16 protein-coding genes are annotated in these 23,880 nt (G+C 65.2%); 2 read left to right on the top strand and 14 right to left on the bottom strand.

What is annotated here, in order from left to right; all coding sequences use genetic code 11:
- From AC1RUR_RS19550 to AC1RUR_RS19600, 11 genes are all read right to left on the bottom strand, one after another.
- Nucleotides 1–3,123, bottom strand: a complete 3,123-nt coding sequence (locus tag AC1RUR_RS19550) for a bifunctional diguanylate cyclase/phosphodiesterase (RefSeq protein WP_492846871.1) — start codon at nucleotides 3,121–3,123, stop codon at nucleotides 1–3.
- Nucleotides 3,124–3,289: 166 nt separating this feature from the next.
- Nucleotides 3,290–4,375: a branched-chain amino acid ABC transporter permease gene (locus AC1RUR_RS19555; RefSeq protein WP_492846873.1), complete on the bottom strand. Its 1,086-nt coding sequence runs from the start codon at nucleotides 4,373–4,375 to the stop codon at nucleotides 3,290–3,292.
- Nucleotides 4,372–5,382 (bottom strand): branched-chain amino acid ABC transporter permease, encoded by a 1,011-nt coding sequence (locus AC1RUR_RS19560; protein WP_492846875.1) that lies wholly within the window; start codon nucleotides 5,380–5,382, stop codon nucleotides 4,372–4,374. The genes AC1RUR_RS19555 and AC1RUR_RS19560 overlap by 4 nt, the downstream gene beginning before the upstream one ends.
- Nucleotides 5,379–6,101, bottom strand: coding sequence for a branched-chain amino acid ABC transporter ATP-binding protein (locus tag AC1RUR_RS19565; protein ID WP_492846877.1), 723 nt, complete (start codon nucleotides 6,099–6,101; stop codon nucleotides 5,379–5,381). Before AC1RUR_RS19565 ends, AC1RUR_RS19560 begins: the two co-directional genes overlap by 4 nt.
- A complete protein-coding gene (locus tag AC1RUR_RS19570; RefSeq protein WP_492846879.1) occupies nucleotides 6,098–6,862 on the bottom strand; it encodes an ABC transporter ATP-binding protein in 765 nt (254 codons plus the stop codon). The genes AC1RUR_RS19565 and AC1RUR_RS19570 overlap by 4 nt, the downstream gene beginning before the upstream one ends.
- A 168-nt stretch (nucleotides 6,863–7,030) precedes the next feature.
- Nucleotides 7,031–8,215, bottom strand: coding sequence for a substrate-binding domain-containing protein (locus tag AC1RUR_RS19575; RefSeq protein WP_492846881.1), 1,185 nt, complete (start codon nucleotides 8,213–8,215; stop codon nucleotides 7,031–7,033).
- Between the two features lie 111 nt (nucleotides 8,216–8,326).
- Nucleotides 8,327–10,375 (bottom strand): acyl CoA:acetate/3-ketoacid CoA transferase, encoded by a 2,049-nt coding sequence (locus AC1RUR_RS19580; RefSeq protein WP_492846884.1) that lies wholly within the window; start codon nucleotides 10,373–10,375, stop codon nucleotides 8,327–8,329.
- A 113-nt stretch (nucleotides 10,376–10,488) separates the two neighbouring features.
- The gene (locus AC1RUR_RS19585; protein WP_492846886.1) at nucleotides 10,489–11,799 is read right to left on the bottom strand and encodes an MFS transporter; all 1,311 of its coding nucleotides are present in this window, start codon (nucleotides 11,797–11,799) and stop codon (nucleotides 10,489–10,491) included.
- 194 nt (nucleotides 11,800–11,993) lie between these two features.
- On the bottom strand, nucleotides 11,994–13,436 hold the full coding sequence (locus AC1RUR_RS19590) for a sigma-54 interaction domain-containing protein (protein ID WP_492846888.1): 1,443 nt from the start codon (nucleotides 13,434–13,436) through the stop codon (nucleotides 11,994–11,996).
- A 235-nt stretch (nucleotides 13,437–13,671) separates the two neighbouring features.
- A complete protein-coding gene (locus tag AC1RUR_RS19595; protein WP_492846890.1) occupies nucleotides 13,672–15,408 on the bottom strand; it encodes a putative bifunctional diguanylate cyclase/phosphodiesterase in 1,737 nt (578 codons plus the stop codon).
- A 373-nt stretch (nucleotides 15,409–15,781) separates the two neighbouring features.
- Nucleotides 15,782–16,747 carry a sensor histidine kinase gene (locus AC1RUR_RS19600; protein ID WP_492846892.1) on the bottom strand — a complete coding sequence of 322 codons (966 nt, stop codon included), beginning with the start codon at nucleotides 16,745–16,747 and terminating at the stop codon, nucleotides 15,782–15,784.
- 164 nt (nucleotides 16,748–16,911) lie between these two features.
- Here AC1RUR_RS19600 and AC1RUR_RS19605 point away from each other — a divergent pair, with 164 nt between their 5' ends.
- The gene (locus AC1RUR_RS19605) at nucleotides 16,912–17,751 is read left to right on the top strand and encodes an SDR family NAD(P)-dependent oxidoreductase (RefSeq protein ID WP_492846894.1); all 840 of its coding nucleotides are present in this window, start codon (nucleotides 16,912–16,914) and stop codon (nucleotides 17,749–17,751) included.
- 116 nt (nucleotides 17,752–17,867) lie between these two features.
- Here AC1RUR_RS19605 and AC1RUR_RS19610 read toward each other — a convergent pair whose 3' ends face one another.
- From AC1RUR_RS19610 to sthA, 3 genes are all read right to left on the bottom strand, one after another.
- Complete coding sequence (locus AC1RUR_RS19610) at nucleotides 17,868–19,244, bottom strand: cytochrome P450 (protein ID WP_492846896.1); 1,377 nt, start codon at nucleotides 19,242–19,244, stop codon at nucleotides 17,868–17,870.
- Between the two features lie 103 nt (nucleotides 19,245–19,347).
- Nucleotides 19,348–20,583 carry an LLM class flavin-dependent oxidoreductase gene (locus tag AC1RUR_RS19615; RefSeq protein WP_492846899.1) on the bottom strand — a complete coding sequence of 412 codons (1,236 nt, stop codon included), beginning with the start codon at nucleotides 20,581–20,583 and terminating at the stop codon, nucleotides 19,348–19,350.
- A 245-nt stretch (nucleotides 20,584–20,828) separates the two neighbouring features.
- Nucleotides 20,829–22,220, bottom strand: a complete 1,392-nt coding sequence (gene sthA / locus AC1RUR_RS19620; RefSeq protein ID WP_492846901.1) for a Si-specific NAD(P)(+) transhydrogenase — start codon at nucleotides 22,218–22,220, stop codon at nucleotides 20,829–20,831.
- A 172-nt stretch (nucleotides 22,221–22,392) separates the two neighbouring features.
- Between sthA and AC1RUR_RS19625 the strand changes: the two genes are divergently transcribed.
- Entirely contained in the window at nucleotides 22,393–23,805 is a 1,413-nt protein-coding gene (locus AC1RUR_RS19625) for an MFS transporter (RefSeq protein WP_492846903.1), read from the top strand.
- Nucleotides 23,806–23,880: the final 75 nt, after the last annotated feature.

Below are 23,880 nucleotides of genomic sequence, written 5' to 3' on the forward strand. Positions count from 1 at the left end.
TCAGGCCACCGCCGCCACCGGCAACGCCTTGGACGCGGCGTCGCCCGTGCCGAACAGTTTTCGCACCTCGCTGGCCGGCTTCGGTGCACTGAACAGGTAGCCCTGCATCTCGGTGCAGCCGAGCGTGCGCAGCAGCTCGCGCTGCGCTTCGGTCTCGACGCCCTCGGCGACCGTGGTCATGTGGCTCGCGGCGGCGATGTTCACCACCGCCTGCACGATGACGGGCGCGCCGCTGGTCTCCGCGATGTCGGCGACGAAGCAGCGGTCGATCTTGATCTTGTCGAACGGGAAGCGCTTCAGATAGCTCAGCGAGGAATAGCCCGTGCCGAAATCGTCGAGCGCGATGCGCACGCCGATCGCGCGAAGCTGGTGGAGGATCGAGAGTGCGGCCTCGTCGTCGCGGATCAGCACGGCCTCGGTGATCTCGAGCTCGAGCCGGCGCGGATCGAGCCCGGAGGCGGCGAGCGCGCCGGCGATCCTGAGCGCCAGCGTGTCGCATTTGAGCTGCACCGGCGAGACGTTGACCGCAACCCGTATGGGCGCGGGCCAGGTCGCGGCTTCGTTGCAGGCCATGCGCAGCACCCAGTCGCCGAGCTCGTTGATCAGGCCGGTATCCTCGGCGATCGGAATGAACTCCGCCGGCGACACCATGCCGCGGTCGGGATGGCGCCAGCGCAGCAGCGCCTCGCAGCCGGTGACCTCGCCCGAGCGCAGATCGACCAGCGGCTGATAGTGGATCTCGAAGCCGCCGTTCGCCAGGGCCTGGCGCAAGTCCTGCTCCATGGTCAGGCGCGCCTTGGCGCAGGCGTCCATTTCCGGCTCGAAGAAGCGGTGGGTACGGCGTCCCTCGGCCTTGGCGCCGTACATCGCAAGGTCGGCGTTCTTGATCAGCTGGTCGAGATCGCTGCCGTCCTGCGGCGCCAGCGCGATGCCGATGCTCGCGTCGGTGGAGAGCTGGTGGCCGAGGCAGTGGTAGGGCTGCCGGATCGCCTCGTAGATCCGCGTCACGAACGACAGCACGTCGGCGCGGGACTGGATCCCGGTCTGGATCACCGCGAACTCGTCGCCGCCGAGCCGCGCGATCAGGTCGCTCTTCTTGAGGCAGCCGCGGAGGCGGGTGGCGATGGCCTTCAACAGCTCGTCGCCGACGTGATGGCCGAGCGAATCGTTGATGCCCTTGAATTCGTCGACGTCGATGTAGAGCAGCGCGAACTGCCCGCCGTCGGCGACCTTCGCCAGCTCGCGTTCGATCTGCTCGCGGAACAACGTGCGGTTCGGCAGGTCGGTCAACGCATCGTAGTGCGCCATATGCGCGATCTTCTCGTGGGCGCGCCGCCGCTCGGTGACGTCCTCGACGACGTTGATGATGTAGCGCGGGTCGCCGGACTTGTCGCGAATGCCGATCCGGGTCGAGGTGATGTAGCGCCGTCCGATGGTCGGGGTCGTCCAGATGTGCTCATCCAGAAACAGTCCGTCCGGCGATTGCAGCAGCTTGTCGTCGTCCCGGGTGATGATCTCGGCGGCGTCCGTCGGGTAAAGGTCGAACGCGGTCTTGCCGACGATCGTCTCGGGGGATGCGCCGAGTTGTTCCTCGGCCACGTGGTTGGCCAGAAGGTAGCGCCGCGTCCGGGCGTCCTTCACGGTGATGCGCGAGGGAATATGGTCGATGATCTCGCGCAGGAAGGTGTGGTTGCGATCGCGCTCCTGCTCCAGGTGGCGGCGCTCGGTGATGTCCTCGATCGTGGCGACCCAGCCGCCCTGCGCAAGCGGCGTGTTGATGACCTGGAAGGCGCGGCCGTTGGCCAACTGATGAATTCTGGTGGAGACCGTGCCTTCGGCGACGACCCTCATGACGTCGGCGCAGAATTCCTCGACATCGCCGTCAAACGCGTCACGTTCCTTGCGATGGTACATCGCCTCGCGGATGTGACAGCCCGGCTTGATGACGTCGTGTGAGAGGCCGAACATGTCGGCGTAGCGGCGGTTGCAGGTGACGATGTATCCGGCGGCGTCGTACAGGATCAGCCCCTGCGACATGTTGTTCAGGGCCGTGTCGAGCCGCTGCCGGTCCGATTCGATCCGCTGCTGGGCTTCGCGGTTCTGCCGGTTGATCTGGCGGATGATCAGAAAGAGGATCAGCGTGATCACCACGGCCGATAGCGCGGCGGTCGTGACCATGAAGCCGGTCTGCTGCCGCCAGTCGGCAAGCGCCGACGCCGTGATGTTGGTGGCAACGATGACCAGCGGGAAATGCTTCAGCGAGGTGGCCGAGCCGAGCCGCTCCTCGCCGTCGACCGGACTCCTGACGCGAAGCGTGTGCTGGCCGCCCTTGGCCAGCACCTTCTGCATCAGCGGCGCATCCTTGTAGCTCTTGCCGATCAGCTCCTCGGCGTGCGGATAGCGCGCCAGCATCTTGCCTTCGCGATCGAACAGCGAGATCGCCGTGCCTTCGGCAAGCGCGACGGATGCGAAATAGTTCTGGTAGCTGTCAGGATCGATCCGTCGGACCATCGCGCCGACGAAGGTGCCGTCCGGCAGGCTCAGGCGGCGTGCGACGATCGTGGTCCATTTGCCGATGATGAAGCTGCGGACCGATTCCAGCAGCACCGGTTCGGCCATCGGGTTCGATTTGAAGGTCTGGAAATAGGCGCGCGAGGCGACGCTGATCTTGGGCAGCGGCTGGGCCCGCGACCAGTTGATCAGTTCGCCGTCGACATCATAGATTGCGATGTCGCCGAGATAGGAGACGGAGCTGATCTTGCTGCGCAGCATCTGGTTCGCATCGGGACCCGACATGCGATCGCGGAACATCGCGGGCGAGCTGATCTCCGGCAGGTGCATCTGCCCGATCAGATCGGCGGCGACGACATCGGAGTCCTCGAACTGCTGATCGAAATGCCGCGCGATCAGCTGCACGGTGTTTTCCAGCTCGCGCTCGCGGTTGGCGAGGGTGCGCTCGCGAAATTCGCCGACCGCCATGGCGGTCACGGCAAAGATCCCAGCGACGAGCAACATACCGCACAGGGTCAGCCACAGGACAGGACCACGTCGCGCCAAGGCCGCCCAGCCGTTTTTCGCGGCTAGAGACATTCCGGCTGCCACCGTGGAAAAGACCTGGCGCATTCCCCCTCCCTGGAGGGACAGGAATACACCGCACAAATGGCGCAAACCTTAGGAAAGCCAGTTACCTAAGCATTAATGCGCTTGCGTGATCCTGGCCGCATTCAGCCGGGCGGGAATCGCGTCGCGATGCGCGCAACGTTCGCTGCGCTGCATCGTTAATGGCAGCTTAATGCGAGGTGTCCGCGCTCTTGTCGCCGCCGCCACTGCGCAGCCGTCCGACCACGCCGGTCGGGAAGAAGTACACGCTGGCGATGAACAGCAGCCCGAGCCACAGCAGCCAGCGGTCGGGATGCAGCAGTCCCGGCAGCAGCGGCAGCCCGGCCTCCGACGCCGCCTTGGAGGCGACGCCCATCAGCGACTGCAGATAGTTCTGCGCGAGGATGAAGATGGTGGCGCCGATGATTGCGCCGTAGATCGTGCCCATGCCGCCGATCACCACCATCAGCAGGATGTCCAGCATGATCGAGAAGCTGAGCGAGGTGTCGGGGCCGGCATAGCGCAGCCACAGCGCATTCAGGATACCGGCGCCGGCGGCGACGAGGGCCGCGAGGCAGTTGGCGTAGGTCAGGTGGAACACGGTGCGGAAGCCGAGCGCCTCGGCGCGGAAACGGTTCTCGCGGATCGCCTGGAGCACGCGCCCGAACGGCGAGTTCACCACGCGGAGCAGCGCGAGGATCATCAGGGCCGAGACGGCGAATACCAGGTAGTAGGTCAGGATTCGCCCGTTGACCTCGAAGCCGAGCAGGGTCTTGGAGATCAGCACCGTGCCGGGGCGCAGCAGCTCGGGCAATTGAAAACTGCGCCCGTCCTCGCCGCCGGTCAGCCAGGACAGCTGCGAGGCCAGCACCTGGAAGGCGGAGGCGACCGCCAGCGTGATCATGGCGAAGAAGATCGCCGCGACGCGCAGCGAGAACAGTCCGATCGCGAGCGCCAGCAGGGCCGCAAGCGGCAGGCCGATGACGATGCCGGTCGCGACCGCGGCCCAGTTCGGGCCCATCCCGTACAGCGCGATGGCGATCGCGTAGCTGCCGATGCCGTAGAACATGGTATGGGCGAACGACACCGAGCCGGTATAGCCGAGCAAGAGGTCGTAGGAAGCGACCAGCGCGGCGAAGACGCAGATCTTGGCCGCGACGTTCAGCGCTTTCGCGCCGGGGAACAGGAACGGCGTCGCCGCCAGCGCCAGGATGATGACGACGAGGACGAGCGTAAGGACGCGGCTGCGGGGCGGATCGCCCGAAAGGATCATCATCGGCTGGTCACCGCATAGAGGCCGCGCGGCCGCCACATCAGAATGGCGACCATCAGCAGGATGTTGGAGACGAGGGCGAGCTTCGGCACCAGGAAGCCGCCGTAATTGGCGACCATCGCGACCAGGATCGCGCCGATGAAGCAGCCGCCGATCGACCCGAGGCCGCCGATGATGACGACGATGAAGATCAGGACGGTGAGGTCGTCGCTCATGGAGGCGTGCACCTGCTCGCGGTAGAGCGCCCACATCACGCCGCCGAGGCCGGCGAGCGCCGAGCCGGTCATGAACACGCCGAGGAACAGGCGGCGGATGCGATAGCCGAGCGCCTCGACCATCTCGCGGTTCTCGACGCCGGCGCGGATCAGCAGGCCGAGCTTGGTGCGGTTGAGCACGAGCTGGATCGCGATGAAGACGGCAAGCCCGATCAGCGTTGCCAGCACGCGGTATTTGGCGATCGCCACGTCGCCGATGATGAACGAGCCGCGCAGCGAGGTGGGCAGCGGCATCGGGACGATCTGCGGTCCCCACAGCGCATAGAGCGTCTGCTCGGCGACGATCAGGCCGCCGGTCGTCATCAGGATCTGCTTCAGATGCTGGCCGTACACAGGAAGGATCAGCACGCGCTCGACGACCAGGCCGAGCGCGCCGGACACCGCCATCGAGAGCAGTGCGGCCGGCGCGAGCACCGCGAGGTTCATCCAGAGCGAATCGGCCTGGATGGACGCCGCGAACGGCGCCAGCACCAGGGTCGCGACATAGGCGCCGACGGCGATGAAGGCGCCGTGGCCGAAATTGAGCACGTCCATCAGGCCGAACACCAGCGTGAGGCCTGAGGCCATGATGAAGATCATCATGCCCATCGCGAGGCTCGCGGCGGTCAGCGTCAGCCAGGTACTGGGCGAGCCGACCAGCGGGATCACCACGAGGGCGAGCGCGACCGGCAGCAGGATCGGCGCGATGTCGCGCTTCGGCTTCGGCAGCGGATCGTTTGCGGCAAGTTCCGTCACTGATGCGCCTCCAGGCTCAGGCCGAGCAGCCGCTCCTGCAGCGGCACGTCGGCGGCGAGCGCCGCCATCTCGCCGCGATGGACGATGGTGCCGTTGTCCATGACCAGCACGTTGTCGCCGAGCTCGCGGGCGGCAAAGAAGTTCTGTTCGACCAGGAGGATCGTCGCGCCCTTGCGCTTGATCTCCTTCAGGCATTCGATCAGCGCCATGACGATGGCGGGCGCCAGCCCCTTGGTCGGCTCGTCGATCAGCAGCAGCTTGCGCGGCTCGATGATGGCGCGGGCGATCGACAACATCTGCTTCTGCCCGCCGGAGAGGCTTCCCGCGCGCGACAGCCAGAACCGGCGCAGCGCCGGGAAGAAGCCGAAAATCCAGTCGAGCTGCGTGTCGTCGAGCGGCCCGTCGCGCGCCGCCAGCACCAGGTTCTCCTTCACCGTGAGATCGGAGAACACCGCCATGCTCTCGGGCACGTAGCCGACGCCGAGCCGGGCGATGTCGGGCGTGGCGCGGCTCTCGATGCGCATCCCGCCGAGGCTGATCTCGCCCTTCGAGGCCTGCCAGAGGCCCATGATGGTGCGCAGCGTCGTTGTCTTGCCGGCGCCGTTGCGACCGAGCAGCATCGTGGTCTGTCCCTGCGGGACCGTCAGGTCGATGCCCTGGAGAATGTGGTAGCGGCCGATATGGGTGTGCACGCCGGAGAGTTTGAGGAGCTCGGTCATGCTGCACTCTTCGGAGCGATGCCGAGATAGGCCTCCTGCACGATCGGCGAGGCGATGACTTCGGCCGGCGGGCCATCCGCAACAAGTTGTCCGTTGTGCAGCACGATGATGCGGTCGGCGAGCGAGCGCACCACGTCCATCTTGTGCTCGACGAGGAGAATGATCTTGCTCCTGTCCTGCTTGAGCTGTGCGATCAGGTTGAGAACCACGGGCACCTCGTCGATGCTCATGCCGGCGGTCGGTTCGTCGAACATGAATACTTTCGGCTCCAGCGCGATCATCAGTGCCACCTCGAGCTTGCGCTGGTCGCCATGCGACAGCGCGGTCGCGGTCGCGCCGCGGCGGCTACCGAGCGCGACCTGGTCGAGGATGGCATCTGCGCGCGCGATCAGGTCGCGGCGGACCATCCACGGCCGCAGCATGTCGTAATGGGTGCCGTTCGCGGCCTGCACGGCGAGGCGGACGTTCTCTTCCACGGTGAGGTTCGGAAACAGGTTCGTCAGCTGGAAGGCGCGTCCGAGACCCGCACGGGTGCGCAGCGGCGCGGAGTGCTGGGTGATGTCGGTGCCGTCGAACAGGATGCTGCCGCTCGAGGCGCGCAGCTGGCCCGAGATCAAATTGAAATAGGTGGTCTTGCCCGCACCGTTCGGCCCGACGATGGCGGTGAGCTCGCCCGGGCGAAACGTGCAGGAGACGTTGTTGACCGCGACGTGGCCGCCAAAGCGGATGGTGAGGTCGCGGGTTTCGAGAGAGAGCGTCATTGACAGTCTGCACTTGATGAAACGAGATACATCAGCGGCGTGTGCTGCACTCCCTCCCCCGCTTGCGGGGGAGGGTAGGGGAGAGGGGTGTTTCCGCAATCGAGAACCCCCGGAGAGGAGAGAGCCCTCTCCCGGCCTCTCCCGCAAGCGGGAGAGGTGAAGAAGCACCTACCGCTTGTTCTTGACCGGAACGTCCATGTCCTCGATCTTCAGCTCGCGCACCGGCTCGAGCACGGCCCAGGCGACGTTCGGGTCGACCTTGACCTTGAAGTGATACATGCTCTGGAGCGCCTGATGGTCTTCTTTCCGGAATACCATCTTGCCCTTCGGCGTGTCGAACTCCAGGCCTTCCATCGCCGTGATCAGCTTCTCGGTGTCGGTCGACTTCGCCTTGGTGACGGCGGCGACGACGGACATCGCGGCGGCGAAACCGCCCGCGGTGAAGAAGTCCGGCGGGGCCTTGAAGCGCTTCTGATGTTCGGCGACCAGCCAGTCGTTCACCGGGTTCTTCGGGATCTCGTAGAAATAATAGGTGGCGCCTTCCATGCCGGGCAGGCCCTTATAGCCCGCGAGCGCCGGCAGGATGTTGCCGCCGGTGGAGAGCTCGATGCCGTAGCGCTTCGGGTCCATGTCCTGGAGTTTTGCCAGCGGATTGCCGGCGCCGGCCCAGATCACCCAGATCACCTTGCGGCCGGGCTTGTCCTTCAGCGCGTCGAACAGGCGCTGGCCGACTGCGGTGAAGTCGGTGGTCGAGGTCGGTGCGTATTCCTCCGCACCCAGCGTCGCGCCGGTCTTGGCCAGCGCCTCCTTGAAGGCGGCGACGCCGTCGCGGCCGAAGGCGTAGTCCTGCGCCAGCGTTGCAACGGTCACACCCTGCTTGCCGATCGCGACCGCGTTCGAGATCGCGTCCTGCGAGGAGTTGCGCGCGGTACGGAAGATGTAGCGATTCCACTTCTCGCCGGTAATCTGGTCCGCGACCGCGGGCTCGACGATCAGGATCTTCTTGTTCTCCTCGGCGACGGGGAGAATGGCGAGCGCTGCGGCCGACGATGTCGTGCCGATCGCGATGTCGACCTTGTCGTCCTGATAGGCTTCGGCGAGCGCGGCCTTGGCGAGATCGGGCTTGCCCTGGTCGTCCTTGGTGATGATGACGATCTTGCGACCGTCGAGCGTCATGGTGCCCTTGGTGGCGTATTCAAAACCCATTTGCAGGCCGGTCTCGGTCTGCTTGGCATAGGCCTCCAGCGGGCCGGTCTTGCCGTAGATCAGTCCGATCTTGAGGTCGTCGGCCCGTGCGGAGGTGCCCGCGGCGAAGGCGAGGATGGTTGTTGTTATGATGAGTGATCGACGCACGATGGTCCCTCCTGATTCAAAGTTTCTCGATAACAGCGATTTGCACAACGTTACGAACATTGCAATTCAACCTTCCGGCGGACGGCGCCGGCCCACGAGCATGCATCATTTTTAGGCCTGCCGTGTCATGTGCGTGTCGCCCGAGGCGGCGGGCCTGCCGCCGGACTCGATCTGTCGCCAGTCCGACTGCGCTTCTTCCGCGCTCTCGAAGATGTGCGGCGCGACGCCGCGCCTCTCGAGGGCTTCGCCGAGCTTGATGCGCAGGAAACCCGATGTCGTGTAGCGCGAGACGCCGGAATAGAAGCGGTCGACCAGGCTGCGCACCATGGCGGAATAGTCGTCCATCAGCTCCGGCAGGATCGAGAAGTTGTCGTAATTGACGATGGCGTAGACCCGGCGGCCGAGCGGGGCGAGCCGCGCCTCGACGATGGCCGCGATCGCATCGATCTCGGTCTTGCTGCGCAGCGGATAGCGCTCGAGGTTGACGAAGAACAGGTTCTGCTGCTCGTCGAGCGTGAAGCGCTGGTCGAGCGGAATGGTGAGCAGCCGCTCGCGCAGGTCCATGGGACCGTCGCGGAAGATGCGGGCGTCCATCAAGACGGGGTCGCGCGGGATCAATGGCTTGAAGTCCATCAGGCGCAGGATGTCGCGTTCGATCTCGATGCCGGGCGCGATTTCCATGAGTTCGAGTCCGCCCGGCCGCAATGCGAAGACGCAGCGCTCGGTGACATAGAGCACGCGCTGGCCGCGTGCCGCCGCGAACGGGCCGCTGAAGGTGACGTGCTCGACGCTGTCGACGAATTTGCGCGACCTCGCCTCGTCGAGGATGACGAGTTTCCCCTCGTTCACCGCGATACGCTGCTTGCCGGCGCCGAACGTGCCGACGAAGACGACCTCCTTGGCGTTCTGGCTGATGTTGATGAAGCCGCCGGCGCCCGCGAGCTTCGGCCCGAACTTGCTGACATTGAGGTTGCCGGCGCGATCGACCTGGGCGAGCCCGAGGAAGGCGGCGTCGAGACCGCCGCCGTCGTAGAAGTCGAATTGATAGGGCTGGTCGATCACCGCCTGGGTGTTGATCGCCGCGCCGAAATCGATGCCGCTCGCCGGGATGCCGCCGATCACGCCCGGCTCGGCCGTCAGCGTGATGAGGTCGATGATCCGCTCTTCGTTGGCGACCGAGGCGATTCCTTCCGGCATGCCGATGCCGAGATTGACCACGCTGTTGGCCTTGAGCTCGAGGGCGGCGCGCCGGGCGATGATCTTGCGCTCGCTGGCCGGCATCACCGGCAGCGAGGCGGCGCGGACGCGGATCTCGCTCGAGAAGGCCGCATTGTAGGGCGTGCCGAAAGTCTGCCAGTGGTTCTCCGGCTTCGCCACGACGACGCAGTCGACGAGGATGCCGGGAATCTTGACCTGGCGCGGATTGAGGCTGCCGCTCTCGGCAACGCGCTCGACCTGGGCGATGACGATCCCGCCCGAATTATGCGCCGCCATGGCGATGGCGAGCGCTTCCAGCGTCAGCGCCTCCTTCTCCATGGTGAGGTTGCCGTCGGGATCGCCCGTCGTGGCGCGGATGATCCCGACATCGATCGGGAAGGTCCTGTAGAGCAGGCACTCCTCGCCGCGGATCTTGATCAGCTCCACCATATCCTCGGTGGTGCGCGCGTTCAGCTTGCCGCCGCCATTGCGGGGATCGACGAAGGTGCCCATGCCGACGCGGGTGATGTGGCCGGGCCGGTGCGCCGCGATGTCACGGAACAGATGCGTGATGACGCCCTGCGGCAAATTATACGCCTCGATCTGGTTGGCGATCGCGAGTTGCTGGAGCTTGGGGGCAAGGCCCCAATGCCCGCCGATCACGCGCCGGACCAGGCCTTCATGCGCGAAATGATTGAGGCCGCGCTGCTTGCCGTCGCCCTGGCCGGCCGCATAGACCAGCGTCAGATTGCGCGGCTTGCCCTGGGTGTAGGGCGCATCGCCCTCGTGCGACAGATAGAGCTCCTCCAGCGCGATCGCGATCTCCTCGGCAAAGCCGATGCCGACGAAGCCGCCGGTCGCCACCGTGTCGCCGTCGCGGATCAGCATGACGGCTTCGGCCGCCGTGACGACCTTGCCTTTCTCGGAATTGCGCAAATAGGGCAGAGCTGGATGATGGCTCACGGCGTTCCTCCCGATCCCTGGACCGTATGCCGTCGTTATGGTGCGTCGATCTTAGCGCGGGAAGCAGGCCCGGAACAGGTTGCTCCCCGCCACAAGAGGCATCGTCGGGACATTCAGGACTGAACTATCTTGCGTGTTTCGGTGGCGAAGTAGACCGACACGATCGTGATGAGCGCCAGCGCGATCATGTAGAGCGAGATCGGCCAGGTCGCCGGCGCATACGCCGTCATCAATCCCGTCGCGATCAACGGCGACAACGCGCCGGCGAAGATCGAGGCGAGGTTGTAGCCGAGCGAGACGCCGCTATAGCGCACCTTGGTGCCGAACAGCTCCGACAGGAAGCTCGCCTGCGGCCCGTACATCGCGGCGTGACCGATGGCGAGGCCGAGCACGATCGCGATCCAGGCATATTGCGGATTCTTCGTCGCCAGCAGCATGAACAGCGGGAACGACATCAGCGCCGAGAACACCGCGCCGAAGATGTAGATCGGCCGCCGCCCGAGGCGGTCGGAGAGCGCGCCGAAGGCGGGAATGGTGAAGGTCTCGATCGCCGCGCCGATCAGCACGCCGTTGAGCATGTCCTGCTTGTTCATGCCGAGCGATTGCGTGGCATAGGCGAGCACGAAGGTCGCGTAGATGTAGAAGAAGCCGTTTTCGGCAAAGCGCGCGCCCATCGCGAGCAGGATGTTCTTGGGATACATGCGGATCGCCTCGACGATCGGCATCTTCACGTCCTGCTTGGTGTCCTTGACCTTCTGGAACTCCGGCGATTCCGCGATGGTGAAGCGGATCCACAGGCCCACCAGCACCAGCGCGATCGAGAACAGGAACGGGATGCGCCAGCCCCAGGACAGAAGCTGCGCGTCCGTCAGCATCGCGGATACCACCGAGAACACCAGCGTGCCGAGCACGAGGCCGAGCGGCGCGCCGAGCTGCGGCCAACTGCCGTAAAAGCCCTTCTTGTCCGCAGGCGCATGCTCGACCGCCATCAGCACCGCGCCGCCCCATTCGCCGCCGAGGCCGAAACCCTGGATCAGCCGGCAGGTCACCAGCAGGACCGCGGCCCAGATGCCGGCGGTCTCGTAGGTCGGCAGGAAGCCGATCGCGGCGGTCGCGGCGCCCATGATCAGCAGGGTGAGATACAGCATCGTCTTGCGGCCGATCTTGTCGCCGTAGTGACCGAACACGACGCCGCCGAGCGGGCGCGCGATGAAGCCGAGCGCGTAGGTCGCGAACGCCAGCAGCGTTCCCATCATGGGGTCGAAGGTCGGGAAGAACAGCTTGTTGAAGATCAGCGCCGCGGCGGTGCCGTAGAGGAAGAAATCGTACCACTCGATGGCGGTGCCGATCAGGCTCGCGGTGGCGACCGTCACGTGCGAGGGCTGTCTCGCCTCGAGCCGATGGACCGAGATCGCTTCACTCATCTGCGTCCTCCCTGGTTGCGAATGCGCATGTGCAGCATGCGTCATTGTGCAAAGCGAAGAGCAAGCTCCGCGCCAGATGCCACAGGTTTGCGCAAGAAGGCTGAAAACCCAGCAGTTTCAGCGCGGACTTCGGGACAGAACGGCCACGCCGCGTGTCAGGAATCCGAGACTCCGGACACGCGCTGTCTCGCAACTCAGACGGATGCGGCTCCCGAGGCGAGGCCGAACTTGGCGAGCTTCTTGTAGAAGGTCGCGCGCGAGATCTGGAGCATCTTGGCCGCTTCCGAGATCTGGCCGTTGCTGGCGGCGAGAGCCTGTTCCAGCGTGTGCTTCTCGAACTCGGCCTCGGCTTCCGCATAGGGCAGGACGAGGCCGGCCGGCCGCAATGGTGCCGTGGGCACCGTCTCCGCGCCAACGGGAAGAATGCGATCGAAGTCGTCGCCGGTGAGGCGTCCCGAATCGCTCAGGATCAGCGCGCGTTCGAGGATGTTGCGCAGCTCGCGGACATTGCCGGGCCAGCCATAGCGCGCAAGCGCAGCCAGGCCGCTCGGCGTGATCCTGGCATTGAGGTAATCCCCGGAGGCGCTGATGTCTTCGAGCAGCCGCCCACAGATCTCGGGCAAGTCGTCCAGGCAGTGGCGCAGCGGCGGCAGCACGATCGAGAGCACGTTGAGCCGGTAGTAGAGATCCGCCCGGAACGTGCCCTCGCTGACCCGCTTGTGCAGGTCGACATTGGTGGCCGCAATCACGCGCAAATCGACCTTGGTGACCTTGTCGGAGCCGAGCGGCTCGATCTCGCGCTCCTGGAGCACGCGCAGCAGCTTGGCCTGCAATTGCAGCGGCATCTCGCCGATCTCGTCGAGAAACAGCGTGCCGCCGTCGGCGATCCGGAATTTTCCGTCACGACCCTTGCGGTCCGCGCCGGTGTAGGCGCCCGGCGCGGCGCCGAAGAACTCGGATTCGATCAGCGTATCCGGGATCGCCGCGACGTTGACGCTGACGAACGGCTTTTCGGCGCGGGCGGAGGCGTTGTGGATGGCCTGCGCCAGCATTTCCTTGCCGGTGCCGGTCTCCCCGGTGAGCAGGACGGTGACGCTCTGCCGCGCGGCACGCGCTGCAAGCTCCTTGGCCTGTGCGATGCCGGTGGTTGCACCGACATAGTCGTCGAACGTGAACCGGGCGGCGCGCGCCTGCGACAATTGCCGCCGCGCCAGCCGCAAGTCGTTTTCGAGCTGGGCAACGCGACCGAGCAGCGGCTTCAAGCCCTCGAGGCGGTCGTAAAGCACGAAGCCGATCGCGCCGATGACGTTCCCCCTCTCATCCTCGATCGGCATGCGGGTCACGACGAGCTGCTCGCCGCCGAGCTCCATGATGTCGAGGATGATCGGTTCCCCGGTTTCCACGACCCGTCGCATCAGGCTGTTGGGGATGACCTCCTCGATCGGGCGGCCGAGCGCCTCGGATGCATGCGAGAGGCCGATCGCGGTGACGTATTTTTCGTTGACATAGACCACGCGTCCGCCGCGATCGATTGCGATGGCGCCCTCGCACAGATGCTCCAGCCGCTCGAACAGCGTCTCCATGGCGCGTGCGCGGATATAGCTGGGATCGCTGACGACGGAAGAGGGACCGGACATGGCGTGCCTCGCGGGAAGCCCGCCTGTTTATTACCAAAAGGGCAGCAATTTCAAAGGGGAGAATTGGCGGCTTGTGGCGCGGCTCATTCTCGGTCGTCGTCCTGGACAAGCGAAGCGCAGATCCAGGACCCATTACCCCAGGAAGGTGTTTGGCGAAGACTCGTGGTGACCTGTACGGGCCACAACTGCTCCCTGGGGTAATGGGTCCTGGCTTTCGCCAGGACGACACTGGGGCCTACCGCCGATACCCGTTCGCGCGCGAATAGCCCTGCCGGTTCTGCTGCATCGGGCGGGTGGCCACGCTGGCGCGGGACTCGCTGGAGGCGGGTGTTGCGAGCTTCAGCTCCTCCAGGAAGATCGGCCGCGAGAAATAATAGCCCTGGGCGTAGCGGATCTTGGTCGCGGCCTGGAGGTAGGCGAGCTCCTCGTAGGATTCGAGGCCCTCGGCAATCACGGTCATGCCGAGCGCTTCGCTCAAGGATTCGATCGCGCGCAGGATGCCCTGGCTGCGCGGGCGCTTATGGATGTCCGTGATGAAGGAGCGGTCGATCTTGATCTCGTCGGCGGTGATGTCGGCGAGCGCCGAGAGCGAGGAATAGCCGGTGCCGAAGTCGTCGATCGAGATGCCGACGCCGAGCTTGCGGAACATCGGCAGGATTTCCGACTGGAAATGGCTCTTGGCGACGAAGGCGTCTTCCGTCACCTCGATCATGAAGCGCTGGGGAAAGCCGGTGTCGTCGAGCGCCTGCGCGAAGCTGCGCATGAACTCGGGATTGCCGGCCTGCTTGGCGGCGACGTTGATGCTGATGGAGGCTTCCGCGCCGAAGGTGTCGTTGATCAGGTCGATCGACTTGACGATCTCGGCGAGCACGAGATGGGTCAGCTCGTCGATCAGTCCGAGCTCGCCGGCAAGGTTGATGAACGAGCCCGGCGCCTGGATCACGCCTTCGTCGTCGCGCAGGCGCACCAATGCCTCGATGCCCTTCACGGCCTGCGTGCGGATGTCGACCTTGGACTGGAACGCGCAGCAGAAACGCTTTTCGAGGATCGCGAGCCGCAGCGACTGCTCGATCTTGGTCCGCGCTTGCGCCTCGCGTTCCATGCTGGCGTCGAAGAAGGCGGCCAGTCCCTTGCCGTCGTTCTTGATGCGGTACATCGCGATGTCGGCGTTCTGGCGCAGCGTCTCGAAGCTGCCGCCGTGATCGGGATAGAGGCTGATGCCGACCGAGGTGGAGGCGAAGACCTCCGAATTGTCGATGAAGAACGGCGCGGTCAACCGCTCCAGCGTCGCTTGGATGAATTCGGCAACTTCCTCCTGGCTCTGGATCGGGGAGAGCAGCAGCAAGAATTCGTCGCCGGAGATGCGCGACAGCATGTCGGAGTCGCGCAAATCGCGTCCGAGCCGCTTCGACAGCTCGACCAGCAGCGCGTCGCCGACGGCGTGGCCATAATAGTCGTTGATGTGCTTGAAATTGTCGACGTCGAGGAAGGCGAGCGCGAAACGCTCGCCGCCGCGATCGCGCGCCAGCAGGGTGTTGGCGCGATGCTCGATCACGCGACGCGAGGGCAGGCCGGTCAGCTCGTCGAAATAGGCCGAGCGGAACAGCTGGTCCTCGAAATTCTTCTGCTCGGTGATGTCGGAGGAGGCCGAGATCAGGAGCTCGCGTCCGGCGAGACGAACGGGACGATGGGTCGTGAGCAGCACCTGGCGGGCCGGGCCGTCATGCAGGGCTTCCTCGGTGACGACGGCCTGGCCGGCGCTCAGCGCCTGGCGGCAGGCTTCGCGGCGCGTCGCCAGATCGGCTGAGGGACGGCTGCCGTCCATGCCGAGCTGCGCCGCCGCGGCATCGTTCACGAGCAGAAGCTCGCCATGGGCGTCCTGCACGGTCAGGCCGGCCGGCAGCATTCTAACGATTTCCTTGAGAAATCCGAGTTCGGCTTCGCTCGCGCCGGAATATCTGTTGTCGTTCATAGAAGTCATGAATCTTGTTGTTTCAGCGCGCCTTTGCAATGGACGCGATCTTGCGCGGTTCCCTCTTAAGTTTGGTTAAGGGCTCCGGAGAAATACGGGGGTGTTTTCGACGAAACTTGCGACGATGCGACGCGCGCCGCGGATCGTCATTAACAGGACGTCAATGGCGCTAGCGAAATCGCGAGCGGAGCGCGCGGACAGCTTTCTCTTGTTTCGAGTCGTGTTGCGCGATGAGATGTCGTCATGCCCGGGCTTGTCCCGGGCATCCACGTTCTTGGCTGTTGCCAACAAAGATCGTGGATGGCCGGGACAAGCCCGGCCATGACGGTGTGGAAGCCTCGGCGACCCGATCGACCAAGTCTTGCTATCCAGACTATCCGCTCTTGGGGATGCGGCATTGCATGATGCAATGCAGGCCGGTCTCCAGATACGAGACCTCGGTCTTGCCGTCGAAGGCGGACAGCGCCGACTTCAGCAGCTTGGTGCCGAAGCCGGGCGCCGACACTTGGCCGATGCTCGGGCCCTCGGTCTCGTCCCAGGTGACGGTCAGGCGGTCGCCGCTGACGGTCCATGACACCTGCAACAATCCGCGCGGCGCGGAGAACGCACCGTATTTGCCGGCGTTGGTGGCGAGCTCGTGAAACATCAGGGACAGCGTGACCGCGAGCTTTGGCGGCAGGAACAGCCGGTCGCCGTTGAGGGTGAAGCGGACATGGCCGTAAGGCCCGAGCTCCGCGATCAGGAGATCGCGGATGTCGCAGCCCGCCTTGTCGATCCGCGAGATCAGATCGTCGGTGGTGGCCAGCGAGCGCAGCCGCGGATCGATCCGGGCCCAGACCTGCGGCTGGTCGTGCAGCACCTGGTGGATCACGGCGTGCACCGTCGACAGCTTGTTCTTCAGCCGGTGCTGGAGCTCGTCGACCAGCAGCTTGCGATAGTCTTCTTCCTCGATCAGGCGTCTGGAGATCCGGCGCTGCTCGATCAGAAGCGAGCGATAGTGCTCGACGCCCCAGATGGTGAGCGCGCAGACGGCCCAGTAGAGTGCCAGCAGGGCAAAGCGCGCGTGATCGGCAAGGGCACCGCCGAAATTCACGACGACGCCGAGCACGCCCCCGATGACCGCCGTCACGACGCCGATCCGGAAGCCGCCGAATGCGGCGGCAAAGAACACGGCCGGAAAATACGGGGTGAAGTAGACGTCAGGCCGCACATGCGCGAGGCCCCAGCGCGCCAGCGTCGCAACCAGCAGACAGGCGACCGCAAAGGCAATGCTCAGAGCGAGCGATGGCGGTGCCGCACCCTGCCAGCCCTTGCGGAATTCGTCGATCAGCTTCTCCATGCGCCGCCCGGTTGCGATCTGCGTTCGTCACGAATGTTACGCATCTGGCGAGCGCAAGCAAAGCTTGCCTTGTCGGGGGCCGGCAGGAATAGTGACCGTCGTGGCGCCGCCATCGATCGGTGTCCGCCATTTGGCGTCAAATGGTCTAGAAACAGGGGCATTCCATGGGCAGGTTGGACGGCAAGGTGGCGGTGATCACGGGCGCGACCAGCGGGATCGGATTGCGGACTGCGGAAGTCTTCGTTGCCGAAGGTGCCAAAATTGTGATCGCGGGACGGCGTATACCGGAAGGCGAGGCGCTGGCGAAGCAGCTTGGAGCCAACTGCGTCTTCCGCCAGGCCGATGTGACGGTCGAAGCGCAGATGCAGGCGCTGATCGCGCTCGCCGTGGACAAATTCGGCCGCATCGACTGCCTGTTCAACAATGCCGGCGGTCCGGCGCAGACCGGCGGCATCGAGGGCCTCGAGGTCGAGCGCTTCGACGCGGCGATGGCGACGCTGGTGCGCAGCGTCATGCTCGGCATGAAGCACGCCGCGCCCCATATGAAGAAGCAGGGGTCCGGCAGCATCATCAACAATGGCAGCATCGCCGGCCGTCTCGCCGGCTATTCCTCGTCCATGGTCTACGGCGCGGCCAAGGCGGCGGTGATCCATCTCACCAAATGCGTGGCGATGGAGCTCGGCGAATCCAACGTCCGCGTCAACTCGATCTCGCCCGGCGCGATCGCGACCGGCATTTTCGGCAAGGCGCTCGGGCTGGCGACCGATGCCGCGGAGAAGACGCCGGCAGTGATGCGCGAGGTCTACAAGACCGCGCAGCCGATCCCGCGCGCCGGCATCCCCGACGACATCGCCCATGCGGCGGTTTTCCTGGCGAGCGACGAATCCAGCTTCATCAACGGCCACGACCTCGTCATCGACGGCGCCATGACCGGCGGCCGCAATTGGAGCCAACAGCAGCAGGGCTACATCGCCCTGCGCAAGGCGTTCGATCAGGGGGTGTAGCAGCCGCGGAAGCCGAAGCCGTAGGGGTGGGTTAGCGAAGCGTAACCCACCACTTCTGTCGTCGCGGAGATTAAAGAGGTGGGTTACGCCTTCGGCTAACTAACCCACCTACGAATTCACACCGCCTTCACCCGCACCCGCAACCCGTCCCTTGGCTTCGGGATCGGCCACATCTGCCAGTCCGGCTTGTAGCCCGGCTCCAGCGACACCTCGATGTTCTGGAGGAAGTGCCGCGCGAAGCATTTGGCCTGCATGTAGGCGAAGTGCAGGCCGAGGCACATATGCGCGCCGCCGCCGAACGGCACGAAGGCGAAGCGATGGCGGTTGCGCTGGGCCTCCTCGGTGAAACGCAAGGGATCGAAGCGATCCGGTTCGGGCCAGATGTCCTTCATGTGATGCGTATAGAGCGGATTGACGCCGATCGCGGTGCCGGCGGGAATGGTAAAGCCCTTGAAGGTGAAATCGCGCATCGCGCGGCGCGGCATCGACGGCACCGGCGGCTTGATGCGCAGCGCCTCCTTGAACGCCATCTCCGACAGCGGCATCTTTTCGAGATCGTCGAAGCTGCTGGGCGAACCGGGAGGCAGCCCGAGCGCAAGAACCTCGGCGCGCAGCCTGTCCTGCCAGTCCGGATTGGCGGCGAGCTCGCCGATGAAGGAGGTCAGCGACGACGTCAGCGTGTCGTGCGCCGCCATCATCAGGAAGCTCATGTGGTCGATGATGTCCTGCTCGGAGAGCAGTGCGCCGTTCTCATGGGTGGCGCGGCAGAGCTGCGAGAACAGATCATCGCCGCCGTGATTGCCGCGTCGGAGCGGAATCTGCTGGCGGAAATAGGCGACGATGCGCTTGCGGCCCTTCACGCCGCGCGCCATCTGGGTGCCGGGCAGGGGGCGGCGGATCGGTGTGACGGAGGCTGCGACCATGTCGACGAAGGCGCGGTTGATCTCGTCGACCTCCGGCCCGATGTCGGCGCCGAGGAAGGACGCCGCAGCCAGATCGAGCGTGAGCTGCTTCATCGCCGGATAGAGCTGCATCTCGCCGGGCTTGGCTTTCCACTGCGCCACGCGCGCGGAAATACCGCGGTCGAGATCGGACAGATAGGATTTCATCGGCCCGGACTTGAACGCAACCGACAGCGCCTTGCGATGCAGCCGGTGCTCGTCGAAATCGAGCAGCATCAATCCGCGTGGAAACAGCAGCCCAAGCACCTTGTTCCAGCCGTGCGTCGAGGAGAACAGCTTTTGCTGGTCGAACAGCACGAGCTCGTTGGCTTCGGGCCCGAGCAGCACGACGTTGGTCTCGCCGAAGAAATGCGTGCGGTAGACCGGGCCATATTTGGCACCGTTCGCCTCGATGTGGCCCTTGGGGTCAGCCAGAACCTGAAACGTCTTGCCGATGATCGGCCAGCCCTCGTCGCCGGGAATATGCGTCAGCTCGTTGCGCTTGGGCGCGGTGAACTGAAGCGCAGAGGCGGCCACATTCTGCATCGACATGACGCTTGCTCCGATTGGCTTGCTGCCAATATAGCACGTTTCGGGCGCTGCGATGCGGTAGGCTCAGCCCGCATCATTGCCAGTGTGGAGATAGTTCCGCGGCCTACCGCTTGGCGGCTTCCTTCTGCAAATCCGGCGCATTGACGGCGGGAATCGCGACACGGCCGGGGCCGGTCACCTTCAGCGCCTCGGCAGCCTTCTCGTTCTCCATGATCTTGGCCATCACGGCCTGGCCCGCACGTTCGAAGATCGCGCGGTTCTCGATCACGAATTTTTGCGACCGGCGCAGGCCGTCGGTATAGCCGTTGATTTCAGGCACGACATAGCGCGCGACCATGTCCCAGCTGCGGCGCGTGGCTTCCGGATTGGCCCAGTCGTGCACGAAGCCGATGACGGCGCCGACACCGCCGGACACCTGCATCACGTTCTCAATGGTTTTGACGAGATCGTCGGGCGTGCCGATGGTGGACGCCGCGCCCTCGACGAAGGCGGTCTTGTCCACGGCCTCGTCGGGCGAGGCGAATGCGGTGAGGCCCGGCCGCTGCAGCGTGCCGACATTATATTCGTTGTGCCAGCGCATCAGCCCGGCGCCGGCCTCCTTGCGGGCCTGTTCGCGGGTCTCGGCGATATGAAAGGTCAAGAGCACGCGCCAGTCGGCGCGGTCGACCGTCGTGCCGTGCTTCTTCGCGGCATCCTCGGCGAACTGCCATTGCTGTTGCAGCGACATCAGGCCCTGCGTCGTCATCGAGCCCAGCGAGATGATGCCGATGCCGTATTTGCCGGCGAGCGTCATGCCGGAGGGCGAGATCTGCGAGGCCACCACGAACGGCATCTCCTCCTGCAACGGCAGGATCTGGAGCGCGGCGTCGTTCATGGTGAACCAGTCGCTCTTCGCCGTGACGCGCTCGCCGCTGAACAGGCGGCGGATCACGCCGATCGCCTCGTCCTGGCGGTCGCGCTGCGTCATCGGGTCGATGCCGAGCGTGTGCGCGTCCGAGGCAAGCGCGCCCGGTCCGGAGCCGAAGATGGCGCGCCCGCCGGTCATGTGATCGAGCTGCACCATGCGCTGCGCGACGTTGTAGGGATGGTGATAGGGCAGCGACACCACGCCGGTGCCGAGCTTGATCCGCTTGGTGCGCTCGCCGGCGGCGGCCAGGAACATCTCGGGCGAGGCGATCATCTCCCAGCCGGACGAATGATGCTCGCCGCACCAGAACTCGTCATAGCCGAGCGCATCGAGCTGCTCGACCAGGTCGAGATCGCGCCGGAACTGGAGCATCGGATGCTCCCCGATCGGGTGATGCGGGGCAAGAAAGGCTCCGAACTTCAGGCGCGCCATGGCGTTCTCTCCGGCTGAATTTTCTGTTTGTTGAGACCGAGAGGCTACGTGCTGAAACAAGCGAACGCAATCGCGCGATGTCCCGTGCTGCGGAATGCAGGCATGCGTGCTTGGTTTGGAGCGAAGGCCGTTCCGCAGACTCGTCATGCCCGGGCTTGTCCCGGGCATCCACGTCCTGCTCTATCGTGCGCGGGAAGAACGTGGATGGCCGGGACAAGTCCGGCCATGACGCAGAGGAGGCATCCTCACCTTGTCATCCTGTTCCACGCATCCAGCCCGGCGATCTTGTACGCCTCCGCCAGCGTCGGATAGTTGAACGTGTTCTGGATGAAATAGTCGATCGTGCCTTTGAGGTTCAGCACCGCCTGGCCGATGTGGATCAGCTCGGTGGCGCCTTCGCCGAGGATGTGCACGCCGAGCAGCCGGCGCGTCTTGGTGGAGAAGATCATCTTCATCATGCCGCTGTTCAGCCCCATGATGTGGCCGCGCGAGGTCTCGCGGAAGCGGGCGATGCCGACCTCGTAGGGGATGCCGCGCGTGCGCACCTCTTCTTCGGTGAGGCCGGCGGTCGAGATCTCCGGCACCGAGTAGATGCCGTAGGGAAAGAATTCCGGCGGCGCCATCGGCTCCATGCCGAGCGCGTGGCAGGCGGCGACGCGGCCCTGCTCCATCGAGGTCGAGGCCAGGCTCGGAAAGCCGATCACGTCGCCGGCAGCGTAGATGTGCGGCACGCTGGTCTGCAAGGTCACGGGGTCGACCGCGATGCGGCCGCGATGGTCGACGGCGATGCCGGCGGCCTCGAGGTTGAGCCGGTCGGTGGCGCCGACGCGCCCCGCCGCGAACAGCAGCATTTCCGTGGTGACGTGCCGCCCGTCCGACAAATGCGTGACGATGCTGCCCTGGGCATTCTTCTCGATCGAGTTGACCTTGGCGCCAAGCCGCAGCGCGACGTTGCGGTCGCGCAGCTCGTGCATGAACTCGTCGATCAGTTCCTTGTCGATGAAATCAAGGAAGGTCGGCCGCGGCTCGATCAGCGTCACGGGCACGTCGAGCGCGCTGAAGATGGTGGCATATTCGACGCCGATCACGCCGGCACCGATCACCGCCAGGCTGCGCGGCAGTTTCGGCAGCTCGATGATCTCGTCGCTGTCGAGCACGCTCGTGCCGTCGAACGGCACGTAGTCGGGCCGGAACGGGCGCGTGCCGCAGGCGATCAGGATGAAGGCGGCCGACACCACCTTGACCTCGCCGATCGCGCTGGTGATCTCGACCTCGTGCGGCGAGACCAGCCGCGCCTCGCCATTGGCGGTGCGCACCAGGTTGCGGCTGAACTGGTGCTCCAGGACCTCGACCTCGTGGTCGAGGGTCTTCTGCAGCCGGGTCATCAGGTCGCTCGCCGCGATGTCCTGCTTCACCCGGTAGGAGCGGCCGTAGAAGCCGCGCTCGCGCCAGCCGGACAGATTGAGCACGGTCTCGCGCAGGGTTTTTGAGGGAATGGTGCCGGTGTGGACGGACACGCCGCCGACCCGCCGGCCTTTCTCCACCACCAGCACGGCCTTGCCGAGCTTGGCACATTGCACCGCGGCCCGGCGCCCCGACGGGCCCGAGCCGATCACCACCATGTCGTAGTCGTACATCGGAAGACTTCCGAACCCCCACGAGACCAGCGGGAACCGACATGCAGCAATCGGGCCAAGGACGCAGTCAGGGGAGCAAGAGGGCGACAACTCCTACCTCGGAGGTAATCGCGCAGACGACGCCGATCTGGGAGCATCGCGCGCAAATAAAATCCGCAAGGTCCGCGCGCAAATGCATCAAACCGTCACAAAGCAGATCGATTCGACCCGTCGCTGGTGGGTGCTCGCCATCGTCGTCGCTGCCCAGTTCATGTTCGGCGTCGACGCCTTCGTGGTGAACGTCGCCATTCCGACCATCGCAATCGACCTGCACGCGACGCCGGCACAGATCGAATCGGTGATCGCGATCTATCTGATCGCCTATGCCACGCTCGTCGTCACCGGCGGCCGCCTCGGCGACATCCACGGGACCAGGAACGTGTTCCTGGCCGGCGTGCTCGGCTTCACCCTGACCTCGCTGTGGTGCGGGCTCGCACAGTCCGGCATGGAGCTGATCATCGCACGGTTGGCGCAGGGCGCCACCGCGGCGCTGATGGTGCCGCAGGTGCTGGCGACGCTGCATCTGCTCTTCACCGACGAGTCGCGTGGCCGCGCTTTTGCCGTCTACGGCATCGTGCTTGGACTCGCGGGCGCCGCGGGCTTCCTGCTCGGCGGTCTCCTCGTCACGCTCGATCTCGCCGGCACCGGCTGGCGTTCGGTGTTCTTCGTCAACGTTCCCAGCGGCCTCGTCATCGCGGCCGCCGCCTGGCGCATCATGCCTTCGGTGCCGCGCCAGGCCGGCACAAAGCTCGATATCAAGGGCAGCATGGTGCTGTTCGCCGGGCTGTTGTGCCTGATCGGTCCGCTGCTGTTCGGCCACGATGTCGGCTGGGCACCATGGCTGTGGGCGGTGATGGGAGGCGGCGGCGCGATCCTCGCGGTGTTCCTGAAGCTCGAACACGCGGTCGGGCGCGCCGGCGGCATGCCGCTGATCGATCTGACGCTGCTGACCGACGCCGCCTTCCTGCGCGGTCTCGGCGCCGCGTTCTTTTTCTTCTTTGCCAATCTCTCGTTCTATCTGGTCATGACGCTGTTCATGCAGCGCGGCCTGAAGATCCCGCCGCTCGCGGCCGGCATGGCCTTCATTCCGCTTGCGCTCGCCTTCGTCGTGGCCTCGCGTCATAGCGGCGCGCGGGCACGGCATCGCGGCACCAAGGTGTTGATCGAAGGCTGCGCGCTCCAGATCGCGGGCCTCGCCGCGCTCGCGCTCGTTGCATTCTGTCTCGATGCGCCGACACCGATCGCGCTTGCGCTCACCATGACCGTCTTCGGCTACGGCCAGGGCCTGGTGATGGCGCCGCTGTCCGGTGCAGTTCTCTCGACGGTAAAGCCCGTCGCGGCAGGCTCGGCCTCCGGCCTATACGGCACCACGGCGCAGATCGGAAATGCGGCCGGAGTGGCCGCAATCGGCGCGGTGTTCTTCGCACTCGAAGCGCTGCAATCAGCGCGCGCAGCTTTCCTCGTCTCGCTCGTGCTGTTTGTGACATTAATCATGATCTGCGCCGCATTTCTGGCGTGGATGCGCCGCGCCGCTGCACGAAGTTGAGGCAATGCGGTTAATACATGCGGATTTCTGCGGGATTTACGGTGATTTCGCAGAGATTGACAGCGCACGGTCTTT

Source organism: Bradyrhizobium sp. GW821-FHT12B03 (assembly GCF_058807535.1).